This is a genomic window from Micromonospora sp. NPDC049048, from assembly GCF_043197615.1.
In the GTDB taxonomy this organism is placed as follows: domain Bacteria; phylum Actinomycetota; class Actinomycetes; order Mycobacteriales; family Micromonosporaceae; genus Micromonospora.
In genome coordinates this window covers 948,193-967,827 of record NZ_JBICTM010000001.1, presented here as the reverse complement: position 1 = coordinate 967,827, position 19,635 = coordinate 948,193, and the positions used below count along the sequence as shown (strand labels likewise).

Below are 19,635 nucleotides of genomic sequence, written 5' to 3'. Positions count from 1 at the left end.
CGCCGACCGTGCGGCGGTGCGAGCGTACTAGGCCGGGGCCGTCCGCAGTGGACGGGTGGTCGCCGCGCGACGGCGTCTCCGCACCGTCGCGCGGCGACCGGCTCAGCGGGCTCCCACCGGCTCCAGCTCGCCGATCCCGTCCGCTCCACCGGGCGTGCCCGGTGCCGACTGCGGCCGGTTCCCGCCGGCCGACTTCTCCCGGCGCCCGAGCCACCGGTCCACGACCAGGTTGAGCAGCAGGCCCGCCGTCGCCCAGACCGCGACGACCGCCAGGTTCCGCCCGACTCCCACGCCGTCGAAGTAGACCAGCGACCGGGCCGTGTCCACCGCGGCGGGCAGCGGCAGGATGTCCTGGAGGGGCCGGAAGAACTCCGGCACCAGGTAGACCGACAGGCCACCCCCGGAGGCCGGCACACCGGCCATCATCAACACCACCATCATCGGGATGATCGCGCCGAGGCCCCATGCCCGGGTGAACACCCCGGTCGCCAGCGACACGGCGAAGATGGTGGCCGCGCCGAAGCCGATCATCTCCAGCGCGTGCCCGTCGACCGCGCCGATGAGTACGTCGAACAGCAGCCACAGCCAGACGGACATGCCGACCGCCCAGCCGCCGAGGATCGGCAGGAACTGGCGCAGTCGCCGCAGGTGCGGCGCCCCGCCCCGGAGCACGGCCATCATCAGGAACCCGGACATGATCCACGACATGCCGACGTACAGGCTGTTGCTGCCCATCGTGTCGGTGCTGCTGAGCTCCGCCACGTCGGTCAGCGCCAGCGGCAACTGCTGCCCGGCGGTCACCTGCCGGAACATCGTCTGCACCATCGTGTGCTGGCTGAACCCGGCGGCCGACGACGAGTACAGGGTGGCCGCGTCACCGGGTTCCGACGGCAGCACGTACGCGGCGACCAGGTCCCGCGCGCGGATCTTCTCCGTCGCCTCGTCCACCGACGCGGCCACCGAGATGTCGGCGACGCCGTCCAGCCCGGCCCGCAGACCCGCCGCGGCCCGCTCGGCCTGCTGAGGATCGGCGGCGACCACCGCGACCGGGATGTCGTGCGGCTCCGGCTTGTGCATCGAGAAGCTCATCAGGCCGACCACGACGACCAGGATGGTCAGCGGGAACGCGGCGACCGTCGCGTACCGGAACCACTTGGACCGCAGCGGACCGCCGGCCAACGCGGGCAGCGGCGTCTCCGGGCCGTCGACCTCAGGTGCCTGCGGGACGGCGACACCGCGGCGCTCCATCAGCAGGCTGAGCAGCAGGGCGGCGACGACCCAACCGGCCAGCGTCAGCAGGTGACCGCCGAGGCCGCGGCCGTCGAAGTAGAGGGCCGACCGGAGCGCCTCGCCGGCCGCCGGCAGGGGCAGCACGCCGTGCAGGAACTGGAAGAACGCGGGCATCGTGTCGGTCGGCAGCGCCAGGTTCGACGCCGGCATGCCGAACACGACGTAGAGCAGCATCCCGAGCAGGACCGCCAGCGGCCCCATCACCTTGGTGAAGAACAGCTGGGCCAGACCGACGGCGCCGGTCGCGAGCATGCCGACACCGAGGAACGTGAGGTAGTGGCCGTCGACCGCACCCACGACCGGGCCGAGGATCAGCCAGATGACGGTACTGGTCACCGCCGACCAGCCGGCGACCAGCGGGACGAACCGCCGCAGGCGCAGCAGGTGGGGCGCGGCCATCAGGAGCAGGCTCAGCGGCACGTAGCCGGCGAGCATCATCCCCATCCCGGCGAACAGGACCGCGATGCCGGCCCGGTCCTCCTCGGGCAGCGGCGCGACCTCCTCGATCGTGGTCGTCCACTCCTGCTGCACCGCGACCGGGGCCAGGATCTGCTGGGCGGTGGCGGCCCGGGAGGCACCGGCCGCCGTCGCGGTGAAGATGGTCGCCGAGGTCGAGTCGGTGGCCGGCGGCTGGAGCGCGGCGCTGATCTCCCGGTCGCGCAGCAGCTCCATCGCGTCGTCCCGGGACCCGACCAACCGGGCCTTCGCGGGCTCGCCGGGCGCGGCGTTCAGCGCCTCGACGATCGCCTGCGCCTGCGCGCCGCTGCCGACCACCGCCACCGGCATCTGCCGTGGCTGCGGCGAGTGCATGGTCGCCATGTAGGTCGCGAACATCATCGTGACCATGAGGAACGGCATGACGAAGAGGGCGACCGAGCGGATGATCCGCTCCTTGCGTTCCGCGGCGTTCGGCTCGGCGGATCCCGGGTCGATCGAGGGCACAGGCATGCTCCTGGGGTTCTCGGTGGGGCGTGGCGGTACGCCGACGTAAGTCACGTGACTTACAGAGTGTAGGCCGCCCGGGTCACGGCATCCGAACCGCCTAGGTTTGACCCACGCCACATCACCACCCGGACCCCGCGAGGAGAGGCCAGTTCATGGCACGGTCAGAGGCCGCCCGCACCGCCCTGCTCGACACCGCCGAACGGTTGTTCGCCGAGTCGGGCATCGCGCAGGTGTCCGACCGCAAGGTGGCCGAGGTGGCGGGGAACACCAACCATTCCGCGGTGCGCTACTACTTCGGCGGTCGCGAGGGACTGTTGCGCGCCCTGATCGCCCGGCACATGGACGCCCTCGAGCGGGCGCACTGGGCGCGGTCCGACCGCGCCGACTCGGTGCTCGGCGACGTACGCAGCCTCGTGCTGCCGGCCATGGCGGTGCTGGCGGACCTGCCCCGGCCGAGCTGGCGGGCCCGTTTCCTCGGCCAGGCCCTGCACGACCCCACCATGCGTGCCCTGACGCGTGAGGCGTTCGAGTCCGCCCCCGGCGTCCTGCGGATCCGCGATTCGCTGGCGTCCCGCCTGGCGCACCTCGACCCGGGAGTGGTGGCCGGCCGGGCGGCCCTGATCGCCCGCATCGTCACGACGGCGGCGGCCGAGGTCGAGGCCCGGGCCGAACGGGACGGTCAGGACCCCCGCTGGCCGGTGGTCGGCGACTTCCTCGCCGATGCCATCGCCGGCATGCTGTCGGCACCGGTCAGCCGGCCCGCGACCGCCAACCCGCTGACGGACGCGGGCCCGTAGCCCGGGAACTCCGTCAGGAGGCGATCTGGGCGAGCAACTCGTCGGCCGCCGCGTACGGGTCCAGGGAGCCCTCGGCCACCTTCGCGGCGAGCGCCGGCAGCTCCGTACCGTCGCGCAGGGAGCCGATCCGGGCGCGGAGCGCGCCCAGCGCGATCGCCTCGATCTCGGCGGCGGCCCGCGCCTCCTGGCGGCGGCGCAGCTCGCCGTGCTCGACCAGCCAGCCACGGTGCTTGTCGATGGCGGCGGCGATGTCGTCGATCCCCTCGCCCCGCGCGGCGATCGCGCGGACCACCTGCGGCCGCCACTCGCCCGGGCCGCGCTCGCCGAGGGCGATCATGCCCTGGATGTCGCGGTAGGTGGCGTCGGCGCCGTCCCGGTCTGCCTTGTTGACCACGAAGACGTCCGCGATCTCCAGGATGCCGGCCTTGACCGCCTGGATCGCGTCGCCCATGCCCGGGGCGAGCAGCACCAGCGTGGTGTCGGCCAGCGAGGCGACCTCCACCTCGGCCTGCCCGACGCCCACGGTCTCCACCAGCACCACGTCGCAGCCGGCGCCCTCCAGCACGCGCACCGCCTGCGGCGTGGCCGCCGACAGCCCGCCGAGGTGGCCCCGGCTGGACATCGACCGGATGTAGACGCCCGGATCGGTGGCGTGGTCCTGCATCCGGACCCGGTCGCCGAGGATCGCCCCGCCGGTGAACGGGCTGGACGGGTCGATGGCGAGCACGCCCACCCGGTGGCCGCGGGCGCGCAGCGCCCGGACCAGCTCGTTGGTCGTGGTCGACTTGCCCACCCCGGGCGAGCCGGTCAACCCGACCACCTGGGCCTGACCGGCGTACGGCGCGAGGGCCGCCGCGATCCGCGGCAGCGTCTCGTCGCCCGACTCGACCAGGGTGATCAGCCGGGCGACGGCGCGGGGATCGCCCGCGCGGGCCCGCTCGACCAGCATCGGCACGTCCCGGCTGCGGCGCACCGGGGGTGCGCCCGCCGCCGGGACGTCGTCGACGATCTCGCTCACTGTGCTGCCTCTACGGGTCGGTCGGCCGGCGGTCAGTGACCGCTCTCGCCGGGGGCCGGGACGTGGATGATCAGAGCGTCGCCCTGGCCGCCGCCGCCACAGAGCGCGGCCGCGCCCGTGCCGCCGCCCCGGCGCTTGAGCTCCAGCGCGAGGGTCAGCACCAGCCGGGCGCCGGACATGCCGATCGGGTGGCCCAGCGCGATCGCCCCGCCGTTGACGTTGACCTTGTCCGGGCTGACCCCGAGGTCACGGGTGGACTGGATGCCGACCTGGGCGAACGCCTCGTTGATCTCGACGAGGTCCAGGTCCTCGATGCCGAGCCCGCCCTTCTTGAGCGCGTGCTGGATCGCGTTGGACGGCTGCGAGTGCAGGGAGTTGTCCGGGCCCGCGACGTTGCCGTGCGCGCCGACCTCGGCCAGCCAGGTCAGCCCCAGCTCCTTGGCCTTGGCCTTGCTCATGACGACCACCGCGGCGGCGCCGTCGGAGATCGGCGAGGCACTGCCGGCGGTGATGGTGCCGTCCTTGGCGAACGCCGGACGCAGCTTCGCCAGCGACTCGACGGTGGTGTCCGGGCGGATCCCCTCGTCCTCGCTGATCACCAGCGGGTCGCCCTTGCGCTGCGGGATGACCACCGGGGTGATCTCGTCGGCGAAGTAGCCGTTCTTCTGCGCGGCGGCGGCCCGCTGGTGGCTGGCTGCGGCGAACGCGTCCTGCTCCTCGCGGGTGATCCCGTGCCGCCCGTTGTGCCGCTCGGTGGACTCCCCCATCGCGCAGCTGTCCCAGCTGTCGGTGAGCCCGTCGAGCGCCATGTGGTCCTTGACCACCACGTCGCCGTACTTGTAGCCGCCGCGCTGGCCGAGCAGCAGGTGGGGGGCGTTGGTCATCGACTCCATGCCGCCGGCGACGACGATGTCGAACTCGCCCGCGCGGATCAGCTGGTCGGCCAGGGCGATCGCGTCCAGGCCGGAGAGGCAGACCTTGTTGACGGTCAGCGCCGGTACGGACATCGGGATGCCCGCCTCGACCGCCGCCTGACGGGCCGGGATCTGCCCGGCGCCGGCCTGGAGCACCTGCCCCATGATCACGTATTGGACCTGCTCGGGGGCGACGCCGGCCCGCTCGAGCGCCGCCTTGATCGCGATGCCGCCGAGCCTGGTCGCGGGGAGGTCCTTGAGGTTGCCCAGCAGTCGCCCCATCGGGGTCCGCGCGCCGCTGACGATCACCGAAGCCATGCCTGCCTCCGAGGGGGTGCCGACCTGTACGCCTGAACGATTGTTCGGTCAGACTAGCGCCATGGCTGAGAACTCCCCCGTCGAGACCGCTGCCGACTACGTCACAGACATCGGTCTTCGCCGCATCGACCACGTCGGGATCGCCGTGGCCGACCTGGACGCCGCTATCGACTTCTACCAGCGCACCTTCGGGATGCGCTGCGTGCACACCGAGGTGAACGAGGAGCAGGGCGTCCGCGAGGCGATGCTGGCCGTCGGCCCGGACGCCGAGGGTGGCTGCGTGCAGCTGCTCGCCCCGCTGACGCCGGAGTCGACCATCGCCAAGTTCCTCGACAAGAAGGGAGCGGGCGTGCAGCAGGTGGCGTACACCGTGGCGGACATCGACGCCGCCTGCGCGAAGCTGCGCGAACGGGGTGTGAAGCTGCTCTACGACACCCCCAGGCGCGGCACCGCCAACTCGCGGGTCAACTTCGTCCACCCGAAGGACGCCGGCGGGGTGCTGGTCGAACTCGTCGAGCCCGCCGCCGCGCACTGATCCGCCTTCCGGCCCCCGTCACCTGGGCGGGGGCCGGGTCGACGAACCCCCACCGAGCGCGCCGCTGCGTGGTTCGACCGCCACCCGGGCACCTCCGCGCATCGGCCAATGCAGTTTTTCACAGAGGACTTCCGGCGTTAGCTACCGTTCAGTAACGTCCCGCCCACAGGAGCGCGGCCGGCCCGGATGTGTCGGATGCCGACATGGCGGCCGACCGCACCGACGCCGACGATGGCAGCACCCAGGCCCGCGTGGGCGGGGTGCGGACGAACGGGAGGTCGACGTTGCAGGACATCCTCGAAGCGATCATGGCGGCGGAGGGATCCGACCAACCGGAGCGCGAACTCGCCGGAATCGCCGGCCTGCCGGTACCCGAGTCGTACCGGGGCGTGGTGGTACGTGCCGACGAGACCCGGATGTTCGACGGACTGGCCACCCGGGACAAGGACCCGCGCAAGGCGCTGCACGTGCAGGAGGTGCCGACGCCGGAGCTGGGACCGGGCGAGGCGCTGGTCGCCGTGATGGCCAGCGCCATCAACTACAACACGGTGTGGACCAGCATCTTCGAGCCGCTGCCGACCTTCAAGTTCCTCCAGCGCTACGGCCGGCTCTCGGAGCTGACCAAGCGGCACGACCTGCCGTACCACGTGGTGGGCTCGGACGCCGCGGGCGTGGTGCTGCGCACCGGGCCCGGCGTGACGAAGTGGAAGGCCGGCGACGAGGTGGTCGCGCACTGCCTGTCGGTGGAGCTGGAGGACGCGGCCGGGCACGACGACACGATGCTCGACCCGCAGCAGCGGATCTGGGGCTTCGAGACCAACTTCGGCGGCCTCGCCGAGCTGGCCGTCGTCAAGGCCAACCAGCTGATGCCCAAGCCGCGCCACCTGAGCTGGGAGGAGGCGGCCAGCCCGGGGCTGGTCAACTCGACGGCGTACCGGCAGCTCGTGTCGCACCACGGGGCGAACATGAAGCAGGGCGACGTGGTGCTGATCTGGGGCGCCTCCGGCGGCCTGGGCGGCTACGCCACCCAGATGGCGCTCAACGGCGGCGCGATCCCGGTCTGCGTGGTCTCCTCGCCGGAGAAGGCGGAGCTGTGCCGGAAGATGGGCGCCGAGCTGGTCATCGACCGCACGGCCGAGGGCTTCCGGTTCTGGAAGGACGAGCAGACCCAGGACCAGGACGAGTGGCGCCGCTTCGGCGAGCGGATCCGCGAGCTGACCGGCGACGACGACCCGGACATCGTCTTCGAGCACCCCGGCCGGGAGACCTTCGGCGCCAGCGTCTTCGTCGCCAAGAAGGGCGGCACGATCGTCACCTGCGCCTCCACCAGCGGCTACCAGCACCAGTACGACAACCGCTACCTCTGGATGCACCTCAAGCGGATCGTCGGCAGCCACTTCGCCAACTACCGCGAGGCGTGGGAGGCCAACCGGCTGGTGGCGCTGGGCAGGATCCACCCCACGGTGTCGAAGACCTACGCGCTGGAGCAGACCGGCCAGGCCGCGTACGAGGTGCACCGCAACGCGCACCAGGGCAAGGTCGGCGTCCGCTGCCTCGCCCCGACGGACGGCCTCGGCGTACGCGACCGCGACCTCCGCTCGCGGCACGAGGACGCGATCAACCGGTTCCGCGGCCACTGACCCGACGGGTGAGGCGTCGTCGACCATTGCGGTGAACGGCGATTGCCTTTCCGCCGGAGGCGCCGGACGCTCATTCGAGTGACCCGGACCATGGCGAGACAAAGGGCCGCGGGGCGCTCCCGCGGCCCTTTTCCATGTCACGCTCCGTGCCGTCTTCCCTGTCACGCTCCGTGCCGTCCGACCCGCCCGGGACCTGCCAAGATCGGCGATCTGTCCGACCGTACGTGTGGCCGCAGTTGACCATGTAAAGAGGACACGAAAGCTCCGTACCGCTCTTGCGAAGCACCCTGGGGGGTCTGCGAGTATGTCCCAATGCCCCAGCAGTCCTCCCCTCTTGCGTTCTTCGATAACGCGAACTCGCAGCCCGATTTCACCGTTGGCCTGCGCGGCTACAACACCCACCAGGTCGATGACTTCATCGGCCGGATGACGGCCGCGCTGACCCAGTCCGAGCAGGCCCGCGCCGAGGCCGAGCAGCGGATGAACGACGCCCAGCGACGGCTCCGCCAGGCCGAGCAGCGCATGAGCGCGCTGGAGCAGAAGCTCGCCGACACCAACAAGCAGCTCGAGGAGAACAGCCGGCCCACCCTCTCGGGCCTCGGCACCCGCGTCGAGCAGATCCTCCGGTTGGCCGAGGAGCAGGCCAACGACCACCGCAACGAGGCCAAGCGGGAGTCGGAGGGCATCCTGTCCGCCGCGCGCCTGGAGGCACGCGAGATCACCGACAAGGCGCGCGCCGAGGCCGCGGCCATGAAGGCCAACGCCGAGCGGGAGGCGGGCAGCGTCCGCACCGCCGCCGAGCGCGAGGCCGCCGAGGTCCGCGTCCAGGCCCGCCGCGAGGCCGACACGCTGCGCGCCGACGCCGACCGGGAGACCAAGCAGCTGCGCACGGTGACCGCCCACGAGGTCGCCGAGCTGAAGTCCACCGTCGAACGCGAGGTCGCCACCCTGCGGGCCACCGCCGAGCGGGAGATCACCCAGCAGCGCGCGAAGGCCGCCCGCGAGGCCGAGGAGAAGCGCGCCGAGGCGACCAAGCTGCTCACCGACGCCCGCGACAAGCGCGACAAGGACCTCCAGGCCCTGGAGTTGCAGCTCGCCGAGCGCCGGGAGAAGGCCGAGCGCGAGGAGTCCGAGCGGCACGCCGCGCAGGTCGCCCAGACCCAGAAGCTGGTCAGCGAGGCCGAGCAGCGCGCCCACGCCGCCCAGGAGCGGGCCAAGGAGATCGAGCAGCGCGCCGAGGCCCGCCGGGTCGAGTCCGAGCGCACCGCCAACGAGACGGTCGACAAGGCCAAGGCGCTCGCCGACAAGACGCTCACCGAGGCGAAGGCGGAGGCGAAGCGCCTGCTCACCGAGGCGCGTACCGAGGCCGAGCTGACCACCCAGGCGGCCCGCCGCGAGGTCGAGGACCTCACCCGGCAGAAGGACGCCGTCACGTCGCAGCTCGGTCAGATGCTCTCCGGCCTCGCCGGCATCGTGCCGGGCGTACCGGCCGCGCAGGCCAAGCCGGAGGCGAAGAAGGCCGACAGCGCCGACGAGCGGGTGACCGCGGAGACCTCCAACTGACCCAACCGCACGGGGCATGATCCGCGGCGCGGGGTGACACCGGGTGACCGGTGCGCCCCGCGCCGTATGCGTTTGTTCTCCACGCAAATTGCCCGCGCGCGCCGGTAGTGAAGTAGCTCCTATCCGGGGCGTCCGTATCGCCCCAGCCGGACTGGTTGCGTGTGAGGATGGGGGTATGTCGCACGGCGAGGAACTGTTCGCTCTCGGCGGAGACGTGACCACGGAGCCCAGCTTCGAGTCCGCTCTGCGGGGGTACGAGAAACGACAGGTCGATCGGTACGTCGCTCGCGCGGAGCACGAGATAGCGGCCCTCGCGGCCGAACGGGAACAGGCCTACACACAGATCCACAAGCTGGCCGGCCAGGTCGAGGTGCTCCAGCGCGACCTCGCCCAGGCGCGCAAGTCGTCCGGGGCGCTGGAGAACGTCTCCTACCGGCACCTCGGCCCGCGGGTGGAGCAGATCCTCACCCTCGCCGAGGAGCAGGCCGACGCGATCCTGGCCTCCGCCAACGAGGAGATCGAGACCCGCCGGGCCGCCGCCGAGCACATCGTCGACGAGGCCCGCGAGCAGGCCGCCACCGCCCTCAAGGACTTCGAGATCGCGCTGGCCGCCCGCCGTACGGAGGAGGAGCGGCACAGCGCGGCGCGCAGGGCCGAGGCGGACGCCGCCGTCCGGACGGCGCAGGAGGAGGCCGCCCGGCTCCGCAAGGCCGCCCAGGAGGCGCTGGCGAAGGCCCAGCAGGAGGCCACCCAGCTGCGGGACGCGGCGAAGGAGATCCACCACCGGGCCCAGCAGGAGGCGACCAAGCTGCGCGAGGCGGCCAAGGAGGCGCACGCCAAGGCGCAGCAGGAGGCCACCCAGCTGCGCGAGGCGGCCAAGGAGGTGCACGCCAAGGCCCAGCAGGAGGCCAAGCGCCTGGTCGACCAGGCCACCGAGGCGGGCCGGGCCACCCACGCCAAGGCCCAGCGCGACGCCAAGCAGATCATCGACGACGCCGCCGGCGCCGGCCGGGCGACCCGCGAGAAGGCCCGCCAGGAGGCGGAGCGGCTCACCACCCAGGCGGCCGAGACCGCCAAGCGCAACCGCGCCGAGACCGAGGCGTACGTGCAGCGGATGCGCAGCGAGACCGAGGCGTACGTGCAGCACTCGCGGGCCCAGACGCAGCAGGAACTGGGTGCCTGGCGGGCCGGCGTGGAGCAGGAGGTCAACAGCCGGCGCGAAGCCGCGGACCGCGAGCTGACCCAGCGCCGCGCGGCGGCCGAGCAGGAGTTCACCACGCGCCGCGACGAGCTGGAGAAGACGTACAAGACCCGGCTCACCGAGTTGGACGAGCAGCACACGAGCCGGCGCGACGAGCTGGAGTCGGAGTTCGAGGCGCGCCGCACCACGCTGGAGACGGAGTACACCGCCCGCAGGAACGAGATCGAGCAGGGTGCCGCCGCGATCCGCCAGGCCGCCGAGCAGGACGCCCTGACCATGCGCCAGCGGGCCGAGGAGGAGGCCACGACGCTGCTCAGCCGGGCCGAGTCGGAGGCGGCCGAGAAGCGCCGCAAGGCCGACGAGCACGTGGCGACGTCGCGCCGGCAGTTCGAGGAGTACGCGGCCACGACCCAGCAGCACCTCGCCACCACCCAGCAGCACCTCGCCGCCACGCAGCAGGAGGCCGCCGCCGGCCGTCAGCAGCTCGCCCAGGTCATGCTCGAGATCGCCCAGGCCCAGCAGCAGCTGGCCGACCTGCGGCAGGAGACCTGGCAGGCTCGCCAGGAGTCCGACGAGCTCCAGCGACAGGTGGCGGAGCTGCGGCTGGGGATGGTCGGCGCGACCGACCGGCCGGGTGGCACGGACGGCGTCGCCGCCCCGGTGGTGGCGGGCGGGAAGCCGGCCACCGCGAACGGCGGTAAGCCCCGCCCCGACACCGACAAGGCTCCGGCCGACAAGGTCCCGGCGGGCGTGGGCACTGCCGACGAGAAGGCGGGCACGCCGGACAAGGCCCCGGTGGGCGCGAACGCGGCCCCGACCGGCGCGGGCGACAAGGCCCCGGCCGGCGCGGGCGTCGGGGCGACCGGGGAGGGCGCGTCCGCCCCGGGTGGGAAGCCCGCCGGCGGCAAGGTCGAGCCCGAGGACGCCGGGCAGCCGGCCAAGGGCCGCATCGAGCCGGCCGACGCCGGGCAGCCGGCCAACGGCAAGGTCGCCAGCGTGACCACGGTCGACGGGGGTACGGCCAGCGCGGGCGTGGACGGCGAGCCGACCGTGGCGGCGGTGCCCGGCGAGGCGGGGCGGGGAGCGACCCCGACGAAGATCACCAGCACCGGCGAGAACGGCAAGCGCCCGGCGAAGCCGACCACCGACGAGCGCAGCGCCAAGCCGAGCAAGGTCGTCGTCGAGAAGGACTGACCCCGACCAGCCCCTCCGCCCGACGACCCGGATCGTCGGGCGGATCTTGGTAGGAACCGGCCCCTGGAGGGGCCCGTTCCTGCCAGAGGTCTCAAGACTCGGGCCTGCCCCCGCCCCCGGCGGGGTGGGCGGCAAGGCCCGGCTGGTCGGGCAGGCGGGTCGGTCGGACTGCGGGGTCGGCCGGGCTGCGTCGGGTCGGCCGGGCTGCGTCGGGTCGGCCGGGCTGCGTCGGGTCGGTCGAGCTGCGTCGGGTCGGTCGAGCTGCGTCGGGTCGGTCGAGCTGCGTCGGGTCGGTCGAGCTGCGTCGGGTCGGTCGAGCTGCGTCGGGTCGGCCGGACCGCGTGATCGGCCGGGCTGGCGGCGTACGCTCCCGGGTGAGGTCCGCCCGACGCGTACCGGGTCGGGGCCTCGGCGGGAATCGATCAGGGGAGGTCCGATGGCAGACGACGGACCGAAGGCGTCGAGCGGCGGCGGGGAGCCCGGCAGCGCACCGGGACCGGGCGACGGGAGCCGGAAGCCCAAGCACGCCGGCGCGCCCCGGCACGCCGACCGGGCCGGCACGACGGACCACGACGACCAGGCCACGGGCACGGGCACGAGGAACCACGACGACCAGGGCACGGGCACCACGGACCACGGCGGTACAGCCACGGGCACCGCGGGCCTCGACGAGCCGGCGGCGACCGTGTCGAGCCGGTTCGGTACGCCGGGACGGCCGCTGAAGCGCAGCAGCTTCCTGGTCGGCTTCACCGGCGCGGCCGGGGTGCTGCTCGCGTACGCGTTCTATCTGGGCCTGCGCAACGCGGCCGGGATCCTGGTCCTGGTGGTCATCGCGCTCTTCCTCGCCGTCGGCCTGCACCCCGCCGTGGTGCGGTTGCGCTCCTGGGGGCTGCCGCACGGGCTCGCCGTGGCGGTGGTCGCGCTGACGGTCGTGCTGCTGCTCTGCGGTGGCGTGTTCGCCCTGGTGCCGCCGATCGTGACGCAGAGCGGGCAGTTCATCGAGCAGTTGCCGAGCTACCTGGAGGCGTTGCGCCGCAACGAGACGGTGAACGACCTGGTGGTGCGGTACGACCTGATGGAGCGCTTGCAGAGCGCCGCGAACGCGGACACGATCGGCCAGGCCCTCGGCGGGGTGCTCGGCGGGGCCCAGCTGGTGTTCGGCACGGCCTTCCGGGCGCTGACCGTGCTGGTGCTGACCATCTACTTCCTGGCCTACTTCGACCGGCTCCGCGAGCTGGGCTACTCGCTGGTGCCCCGCTCGCGCCGGGAGCGGGTGCGGCTCATCGGGGACGAGATCCTGACCAAGGTGGGCGCGTACATGGTCGGCGCGCTCACCATCGCGGTGCTGGCCGGGATCTCCACGTACGTCTTCGCGTTGATCGTCGGGCTGCCGTACCCGTTCGCGCTGGCCGTGGTGGTGGCGGTGACGGACCTGATCCCGCAGATCGGCGCGACCCTGGGCGCCGTGATCGTCAGCCTGGTCGGCTTCGCCACCGACCTGCCGGTCGGCATCGCCTGCGCGGTGTTCTTCCTGATCTACCAGCAGGTGGAGAACTACCTGATCTACCCCAAGATCATGCGCCGGTCGGTGTCGGTCAACGAGGTGGCCGCCCTGGTGGCCGCCCTGCTCGGGGTCTCCCTGCTGGGCGTGGTGGGCGCGCTGATCGCGATCCCGGCGGTGGCCGCGCTCCAGCTCATCCTGCGGGAGGTCGTCCTGCCCCGGCAGGACTCCCGCTGACGCGGGTCGGCCCAGCCGGACGGCCCGAGGGCCGGGACGGACGATCCGGGTCGGCGCGAGGGGCGACCGACAGCAGGGTGGATCAGCCGGCCTGACCGGCGGGCGGGCCGGGCACCGGACGGTCCGCGAAGGAGGCCACCGTGCGGTCGGCGTACGCGCTGACGTCGCCGGTCTCCATCGGGCCGTCCCAGGTGGTCGGCAGCGGCACGGCTGCGGCCGGGTTGACCCGGCGGACCACCTCGTCCAGCACGGTCTCGGCGTCGCCGACCCAGAGGTGCTTCGCACCGGGCACCCCGACCACCTCGGCCTGCGGCACCGCCGCGAAGCGCTCCCGGGCCTCGTCGGGACGCAGGTAGTCGTCGAACTCGGGCACCAGCGCGGTCAGCGGCTTGCCGGACTCCGCCCAGTGCTCCAGGTCGGCCGGGGCGGAGAAGCGCAGCGGCGGGGAGAGCAGGATCGCCCCGACGACGGCCGGGTCGCAGCCGTACTTCAGGGTCAGGTCGGTGCCGAACGACCAGCCGAGCAGCCAGACGTTCGGCAGCTCGTGGAACTCGGCGTACTCGATGGCGGCGGCGACGTCGAACCGCTCCCCGACCGCGTTGTCGAAGGCCCCTTCGCTGGTGCCGCGCAGGCTGCTGGTCCCCCGGGTGTTGAAGCGGAGCACCGCCAGGTCGGCCAGGGCCGGCAGCCGCCACGCCGCCTTGCGGAACACGTGGCTGTCCATCATCCCGCCGTGCGTCGGCAGCGGGTGCAGGCAGACGAGGGTGCCCACCGGCGCACGGTCCAGCGGACGGGCCAGCTCGCCGACCAGCCGCAGATTGTCCGCGGTGTGCAGCTCGATGTCCTCGCGGTGCCCGGGCAGGATGGAGGACGCGCGGATCGGTGTGCTCACCCCACCAGTCTCGCCGGTGCCGCCGGAAACCGCCGGGCGGGGCGGAAACAGCGTGATCCAGATCGCTCAGCCGTAGCGGGGAGCGCCCCGGCCGCGCTGCACGACCGGCCCGCGCCGGTCCCGGGCCCGCCAGCACCCGCTGTGCCAGTGCCGCCGGTCGGTCAGGTCGCCCCGCCCGTCCGCCGGCCAGGCCACGAGGTGCGCCACGCCGGGCCGGATCTCCTGGTCGCAGCCCGGACAGCGGTACGTCTTGGTGGAGGCGCCGCCGCTGATGCCGCGTACCTGCCAGTCGCCGTCGCGCCACTGCTGCACGGAGGCGACGCCCTGACGGACCCGGTCGGAGTCGAGGTGCGCGGCGTCATCGCGGCGGGGTCGGTTGCGACGGGGGCTCACGCTTGCCAAGCGTACGGGCCGACGGCCGGACCGGCCCGGGGGCGGGCCGGCCCGGGCACTGGTCAGTCCCAGGTCTGCGGGTCACCGGGATCGGCGGCGACCTGCGCCCCGCCCAGCAGGACGGCCGCGTCCGCCTCCGTGAAGCCCCCACGCGACCAGCTGAAGTCGACGATCAGGTGGGCCTTCGGGATGCCGAGCAGCTCCAACTGGTCGCCCTGGGGATAGAGGTAGGCGGCCCGGCCCCCGATCGTCCGGTTGCCCGCCGTACGACCGGTGACCATCGAGCGCGCGTAGTAGAACGTGACACTCGTCTGCGTCTCGCCGGGCCCGTACACCACCAGCGACAGGTGCAACGTGGCGGGGAAGGACCCCGCGTCGGCGGTGCACTGGTCCAGCCGGGCGCCGGCGGGCAGCGTGGTGAGCCGCAGCGGCGCGCCGCAGCGGCGCGCCTCACCCCACCGGAGGGCACCGACCGCCACCTCGATCTCCTCGGCGGTCGAGGCGGACACGGCGGCCCGGGCGTACAGGCCGGGGGCCGGTTGCCAGAGCCGGACCCAGACGGAGGTGCCGCCCTTTCGGTGCGGGCGGTCGGCGCCGTCGAAGGCGGTCTCCGGCGTCATCCCGGTGATCGGCACCGGCAGCCCTTCGATCGCGTGCCCTCGCAGCGCGGCGGCGGAACGGGCCAGCGCGACGTTGACCGGCCGGCCACCGCCGACGTCGACGCGGACGCTCTCCACGCCGAACCCGACGTACCAGCCCAGGTAGCGGGCGCGGGCCGGGTCGACTCCGAAGTGCAGCACCTGCGGATCCGTGCCGACCAGGTCGGGCCGGGCGGCGGCACCGGGGACGTCGTCCAGCCGGGGCGGCGCGGCGGTGGCGACGGTCGGCGCGGCGGTGTCCGGTGGGCGTACCCGCTCCGGCAGGCCGGTGCCGGTGGCGACGGTGAGGCCGAGCACCGCCGCCAGTCCCAGCGCGGTGCCCCCGCCGATCCGGCGACGGCGGCGGCGGGCCCTCCCCCGGGCGACGGCACGCGCGGTGAGGCGGTCGGTGTCGACCGTTCCCTCGGCGCGTTCCCGCAGCGTCCGTACGATTCGTTCGTCGAGGTCGGTCACGGCCGGCTCCCGTTGGTCGTCGGGATGCCGCAGCGTTCCCGGAGATGGGCGAGCGCCCGCATGGCGTGGGTGCGGACGGTGACCGGCGAGCAGCCGAGGATCTGGGCGATCGTCGCGTCGTCGAGGTCCTCGTAGTAACGCAGCACGAGCACCGCCCGCTGGCGGGTCGGCAGGGCGAGGACGAGCCGCCACATCGCGTCCCGGTCGGCCGTCTCGCCGCCGAGGTCGCCGTGCTGCGGTCGTTCCGCGAAGTCGGCGGTGGCCAGCTCGCGGTTCGTTCGCCGTCGCCACCACGAGTTGTTGGCGTTGATCAGCATCCGGCGCACGTACACGTCCGGCCGGTCCACTCTGGCGATCCGCCGCCAGTGCACGTACGCGCGGGCCAGGACGTCCTGGGTGAGGTCCTCGGCCCGATGCTCGTCGCCCGTCAGCAGCCGGGCCAGCCGCACCAGGGCGGGGCCTCGGCTGCTGACGTACTCCTCAAAGGTCACACCATGCAGACGCCGTCACCGGCTTGCGGCGTTGACCCGGTCAGCGACGGGTGTGGTCGCGGAAGCCACGGCCGCTCTTGCGGCCCAGGTAGCCGGCCGTGACGAGGTGCTCCAGCAGCGGCGCGGGCGCGAAGCCCGGCTCGCGCAGCTCCAGGTAGAGCTCCCGCTGGATGGCCAGCGAGACGTCCAGGCCGACCACGTCGAGCAGCTCGAACGGGCCCATCGGGTAGCCGCAGCCGAGCTTCATCGCGTGGTCGATGTCGTCGGCGGTGGAGTAGCTCGCCTCCAGCATCCTCACCGCGTCGTTGAGGTACGGGAAGAGCAGCGCGTTGACGATGAAGCCGGACCGGTCGCCGCAGACCACGCCCGTCTTGCCCAGCGCGGTGCAGACCGCGCGGGCGGTGGCGGTGGTCTCCGCCGAGGTGCGGATGGTCTCCACGACCTCGACCAGCGGCATGAGCGGCGCCGGGTTGAAGAAGTGCAGCCCGATCACGTCGGCGGGCCGCTGGGTGGCCATGGCCACGTCGATCACCGGCAGCGAGGAGGTGGTGGTGGCGAGCACGACGCCCGGCTTGCAGATCTCGTCGAGGCTGGCGAAGAGGGCCTTCTTGACGCTCAGCTCCTCGACCACGGCCTCGACGACGAGGTCGACGTCCGCGAGGTGCTCCAGGGTGGCCGACCAGTTGATCCGACCGAGCGCCGCGTCCCGGTCGGCCTCGCTGAGCTTGCCGCGTACGACGCCCTTGTTGAGCGAGGTCTTGACCACCTCGAAGACCTTGGCGGACTTCTCCGCGCCCCGGGTCACCGAGACGACCTCGTAGCCGGCCTTGGCGAAGACCTCGATGATGCCGGTGGCCATCGTCCCGGAGCCGACGATGCCCACCTTCGCGATGGCGCGGGCGTCGCCGAGCGCCGACTCCGCCGTCACCGGCGTCTGCTCGTCGGGTACGACGACCGGGGAACCCGGCCGCTCGTAGGTGTAGAAGCCCCGACCGGACTTGCGGCCGAGCAGCCCGGCGGTGACCATCTGCTTGATCAGCGGCACCGGGGCGTGCCGGCGGTCCCGCCCGCCGCGCCGGTACATGGTGTCGAGGATCTCGTACGCGGTGTCCAGGCCGATCAGGTCCATCAGCGCCAGCGGGCCCATCGGCAGGCCGCAGCCGAGCTTCATGGCCGCGTCGATGTCCTCACGCGTGGCGTAGTGCGACTCGAACATCCCGACGGCGTGGTTGAGGTAGCCGAAGAGCAGCGCGTTGGCGATGAACCCGGCCCGGTCGCTGATGGTGACGTCGACCTTGCCCAGCCGCTTGCAGAGCGCCTCCACGTCGGCGACCACGTCGGTCGAGGTGACCACCGTCCGGACCACCTCGACCAGCTTCATGACCGGGGCGGGGTTGAAGAAGTGGATGCCGATGACCTGGTTGGGCCGGGTGGTGGCGACGGAGATCTCGGTGACGCTCAGCGACGACGTGTTGGTGGCCAGGATCGCCTCGGGCTTGCAGACCCGGTCCAGCTCGGCGAAGATCCGCTGCTTGAGGTCCAGGTGCTCGGGCACCGCCTCGACGACCAGGTCCACCGAGTGCAGCGCGTCCAGCCCGACGGCGAACTGTACGCGGCCCAGCAGCGCGTCCCGGTCGGCCTCGGCGAGCTTGCCCTTGGCCACGGCCCGGTCCGTCGACCCGGTGAGGATGGCCCGGCCGCGTTCCAGCGCGCCCTCGGAGACCTCCACCGCCACGACGTCGACCCCGTTGCGCGCGAAGACCTCGACGATGCCGGCACCCATGGTGCCCAGGCCCACAACGCCCACGCTGCTGAAATCGCGCGCCACGACCAGCCTCCTCAAAGCTCGCACGGCCGCGTGAACGACCCTTAAGTTTATGCGCGCGAGTCTGCCACGTGACGCTGGGTTGTCGAGACGCCGTGGGAAATTTCACGAGCCCTGCGGGGCGGCCAGCCTCAGCAGCTCGGCGACGAACTCGGCCGGCTGCTCCAGGTGCGGGCTGTGCCCGCAGCCGGGCAGCGGCACCTCGCGGTACGTCCCGCCGGCCGCCGCGTAACGCTCCAGCACCGCCCGGGTCTGCGCCACCATGGGCTGCGCCGGACAGGCCGCCTCCCCCGGCCAGCCCGGCAGTACGCCCAGCGCGCCCAGGTGGGCCAGGTCCATCATCGCGGTGTCCGAGACGATCAGGTCGGCGTCCCCGTGGATCCAGGTGATCGGCGGCTTGTCGGCCACGGCGACGAGTTCGTCGGCGACCCGGAAGTACGCCGGCGAGAGGGCGTTGAGCACGCCGCGCCGGCCGGGGGCGGTGCCGGGCCAGTTCGGCGAGGTGACCGCCGTGCCGGGGTAGTTGTCGTCGCCGGTCGCGGTGGAGAGCAGGCTGTCCAGCAGCAGTTCCTCGTCGTCACCGAGCGACGCCGGGTCCGCCACGTAGGTAGCCCGCAGCACGGCGCGTGGGCTGGTCTGGGCGTCCGCGCTCCGGTCGCCGGCGGCCAGCCGCTTGACGAAGTCCCGGTTGGCGGTGCCGCCGCCGGTGCCGGCGAAGTCGGGCGTCGTCGGTGTCCCCGTCACGTCCCGGGTGCCGCCGTAGCCGTACGGCGAGACCGGCGCGGCGAGCAGCAGCGCGCCCACCCGGTCGGGGTGGTCGACGAGCAGCCGCATGGCCACCCCGCCCCCGAGGGAATGGCCGACCACCACCGGCCGGGCGCCGGGCGCGAAGAGGGACGGGTCGTCGAGCAACGCGGCGACGTCGTCGGCGAAGTCGCTCAGCCCGCGGGTCGCGTCCACCGGGGCGGTGTCGGTGAGCCCGTAGCCGCGCAGGTCGGGCGCCACCACCCGGAGGGTGGCCGGCAGCCGTCGTACCAGCGGCTCCCAGAAGGCCGCCGACGAACAGTTGCCGTGGATCAGCAGTACGGGAGCGCCGTCCGGCGGCCCGGCCAGCCGCACCGCCTGGGTGATTCCGTTCGCCGACACCAGCCGCTGTCCGGTCTCCATCCGCCGGATGTTGCCATCACGACGCCCGACGGTCCATGGGCCGGCCCGCCACTTCCCGTCACCGGTGGGTGTGGGGCCGGACGCCGGCCGGCGAGGGGTGGGCCGGCGTCGGCCGACCGCCGGTCAGGACGGGGCGGACCGCACCGCCGGAACCGCCGCCAGCGGCGGCCCGACGGCCGGTGCGGCCGGGATCGCCACGGGCGACGCCGGACCGACGGCCGGTACGGGCGGGGTCGCGATCGGCAACGGCAGGGTCGGGCGACGGTCCCGGCGCGGCGCGGCGAAGGAGAAGCCCACCGGGTCGGTACGCGCCACACCCGGGTCGAAGACGCGCAGCTCGGTGCGGCCGAGCCGGATCACGTCCCCGTCGGCCAGCCGCTCCACGCCGGTGATGCGCCGGTCGTTCAGCCAGGTGCCGTTGGTGGAGCCCAGATCCGCCAGGGTCGCCCCCTCGCCCGTCAGCCAGACCTCGGCGTGCCGGCGGCTCAGGTGGGCGTCGTGCACCACGATGTCGGCCGTCGGCGCCCGACCGATGACTTGCCGTTCAGGGCTCACCCGGACGCTCAGCCCTCGCATCGACCCGCCGGCCACCGTCAACAACG

Annotated in this window: 16 protein-coding genes; 6 read left to right on the top strand and 10 right to left on the bottom strand. The window is 73.2% G+C overall.

The genetic code is table 11. The features are described from left to right. Nucleotides 1-102: 102 nt before the first annotated feature. Nucleotides 103-2,232, bottom strand: coding sequence for an ABC transporter permease (locus ACGFIG_RS04570; protein WP_392999089.1), 2,130 nt, complete (start codon nucleotides 2,230-2,232; stop codon nucleotides 103-105). A 155-nt stretch (nucleotides 2,233-2,387) separates the two neighbouring features. Between ACGFIG_RS04570 and ACGFIG_RS04565 the strand changes: the two genes are divergently transcribed. Further along, entirely contained in the window at nucleotides 2,388-3,032 is a 645-nt protein-coding gene (locus ACGFIG_RS04565; RefSeq protein ID WP_392999087.1) for a TetR/AcrR family transcriptional regulator, read from the top strand. A gap of 13 nt (nucleotides 3,033-3,045) precedes the next feature. Here ACGFIG_RS04565 and meaB read toward each other — a convergent pair whose 3' ends face one another. Both meaB and ACGFIG_RS04555 read right to left on the bottom strand, forming a co-directional pair. Further along, a complete protein-coding gene (gene meaB, locus ACGFIG_RS04560; protein ID WP_392999446.1) occupies nucleotides 3,046-3,981 on the bottom strand; it encodes a methylmalonyl Co-A mutase-associated GTPase MeaB in 936 nt (311 codons plus the stop codon). Nucleotides 3,982-4,082: 101 nt separating this feature from the next. Beyond that, nucleotides 4,083-5,282 (bottom strand): acetyl-CoA C-acetyltransferase, encoded by a 1,200-nt coding sequence (locus tag ACGFIG_RS04555; RefSeq protein WP_392999085.1) that lies wholly within the window; start codon nucleotides 5,280-5,282, stop codon nucleotides 4,083-4,085. Between the two features lie 61 nt (nucleotides 5,283-5,343). On the opposite strand from ACGFIG_RS04555, the gene mce reads away from it, so the two are divergent. The 5 genes from mce (at nucleotide 5,344) to ACGFIG_RS04530 (ending at nucleotide 13,153) form a co-directional block, all read left to right on the top strand. Further along, nucleotides 5,344-5,817, top strand: a complete 474-nt coding sequence (mce, locus tag ACGFIG_RS04550) for a methylmalonyl-CoA epimerase (protein ID WP_392999083.1) — start codon at nucleotides 5,344-5,346, stop codon at nucleotides 5,815-5,817. A gap of 284 nt (nucleotides 5,818-6,101) precedes the next feature. After that, a complete protein-coding gene (gene ccrA / locus ACGFIG_RS04545) occupies nucleotides 6,102-7,457 on the top strand; it encodes a crotonyl-CoA carboxylase/reductase (protein ID WP_392999444.1) in 1,356 nt (451 codons plus the stop codon). 312 nt (nucleotides 7,458-7,769) lie between these two features. After that, nucleotides 7,770-9,020: a cell division protein DivIVA gene (locus ACGFIG_RS04540; RefSeq protein WP_392999081.1), complete on the top strand. Its 1,251-nt coding sequence runs from the start codon at nucleotides 7,770-7,772 to the stop codon at nucleotides 9,018-9,020. Between the two features lie 175 nt (nucleotides 9,021-9,195). Beyond that, nucleotides 9,196-11,415 (top strand): hypothetical protein, encoded by a 2,220-nt coding sequence (locus ACGFIG_RS04535; RefSeq protein ID WP_392999079.1) that lies wholly within the window; start codon nucleotides 9,196-9,198, stop codon nucleotides 11,413-11,415. A gap of 436 nt (nucleotides 11,416-11,851) precedes the next feature. After that, entirely contained in the window at nucleotides 11,852-13,153 is a 1,302-nt protein-coding gene (locus ACGFIG_RS04530) for an AI-2E family transporter (protein ID WP_392999077.1), read from the top strand. An 82-nt stretch (nucleotides 13,154-13,235) separates the two neighbouring features. Here the strand turns inward: ACGFIG_RS04530 and ACGFIG_RS04525 are convergent, their stop codons facing one another. The 7 genes from ACGFIG_RS04525 to ACGFIG_RS04495 form a co-directional block, all read right to left on the bottom strand. Beyond that, nucleotides 13,236-14,045 carry an alpha/beta hydrolase gene (locus tag ACGFIG_RS04525; RefSeq protein ID WP_392999075.1) on the bottom strand — a complete coding sequence of 270 codons (810 nt, stop codon included), beginning with the start codon at nucleotides 14,043-14,045 and terminating at the stop codon, nucleotides 13,236-13,238. Between the two features lie 66 nt (nucleotides 14,046-14,111). After that, nucleotides 14,112-14,438, bottom strand: coding sequence for a hypothetical protein (locus ACGFIG_RS04520; protein ID WP_357723595.1), 327 nt, complete (start codon nucleotides 14,436-14,438; stop codon nucleotides 14,112-14,114). Nucleotides 14,439-14,500: 62 nt separating this feature from the next. Next, on the bottom strand, nucleotides 14,501-15,550 hold the full coding sequence (locus ACGFIG_RS04515; protein WP_392999073.1) for a hypothetical protein: 1,050 nt from the start codon (nucleotides 15,548-15,550) through the stop codon (nucleotides 14,501-14,503). Continuing rightward, complete coding sequence (locus ACGFIG_RS04510; protein ID WP_392999071.1) at nucleotides 15,547-16,041, bottom strand: SigE family RNA polymerase sigma factor; 495 nt, start codon at nucleotides 16,039-16,041, stop codon at nucleotides 15,547-15,549. Before ACGFIG_RS04510 ends, ACGFIG_RS04515 begins: the two co-directional genes overlap by 4 nt. 40 nt (nucleotides 16,042-16,081) lie before the next feature. After that, nucleotides 16,082-17,869 (bottom strand): 3-hydroxyacyl-CoA dehydrogenase family protein, encoded by a 1,788-nt coding sequence (locus tag ACGFIG_RS04505; RefSeq protein WP_392999069.1) that lies wholly within the window; start codon nucleotides 17,867-17,869, stop codon nucleotides 16,082-16,084. Nucleotides 17,870-17,971: 102 nt separating this feature from the next. After that, nucleotides 17,972-19,033, bottom strand: coding sequence for an alpha/beta fold hydrolase (locus tag ACGFIG_RS04500; RefSeq protein WP_392999067.1), 1,062 nt, complete (start codon nucleotides 19,031-19,033; stop codon nucleotides 17,972-17,974). Between the two features lie 123 nt (nucleotides 19,034-19,156). Continuing rightward, nucleotides 19,157-19,609 carry an FHA domain-containing protein gene (locus ACGFIG_RS04495; protein ID WP_392999442.1) on the bottom strand — a complete coding sequence of 151 codons (453 nt, stop codon included), beginning with the start codon at nucleotides 19,607-19,609 and terminating at the stop codon, nucleotides 19,157-19,159. Nucleotides 19,610-19,635: the final 26 nt, after the last annotated feature.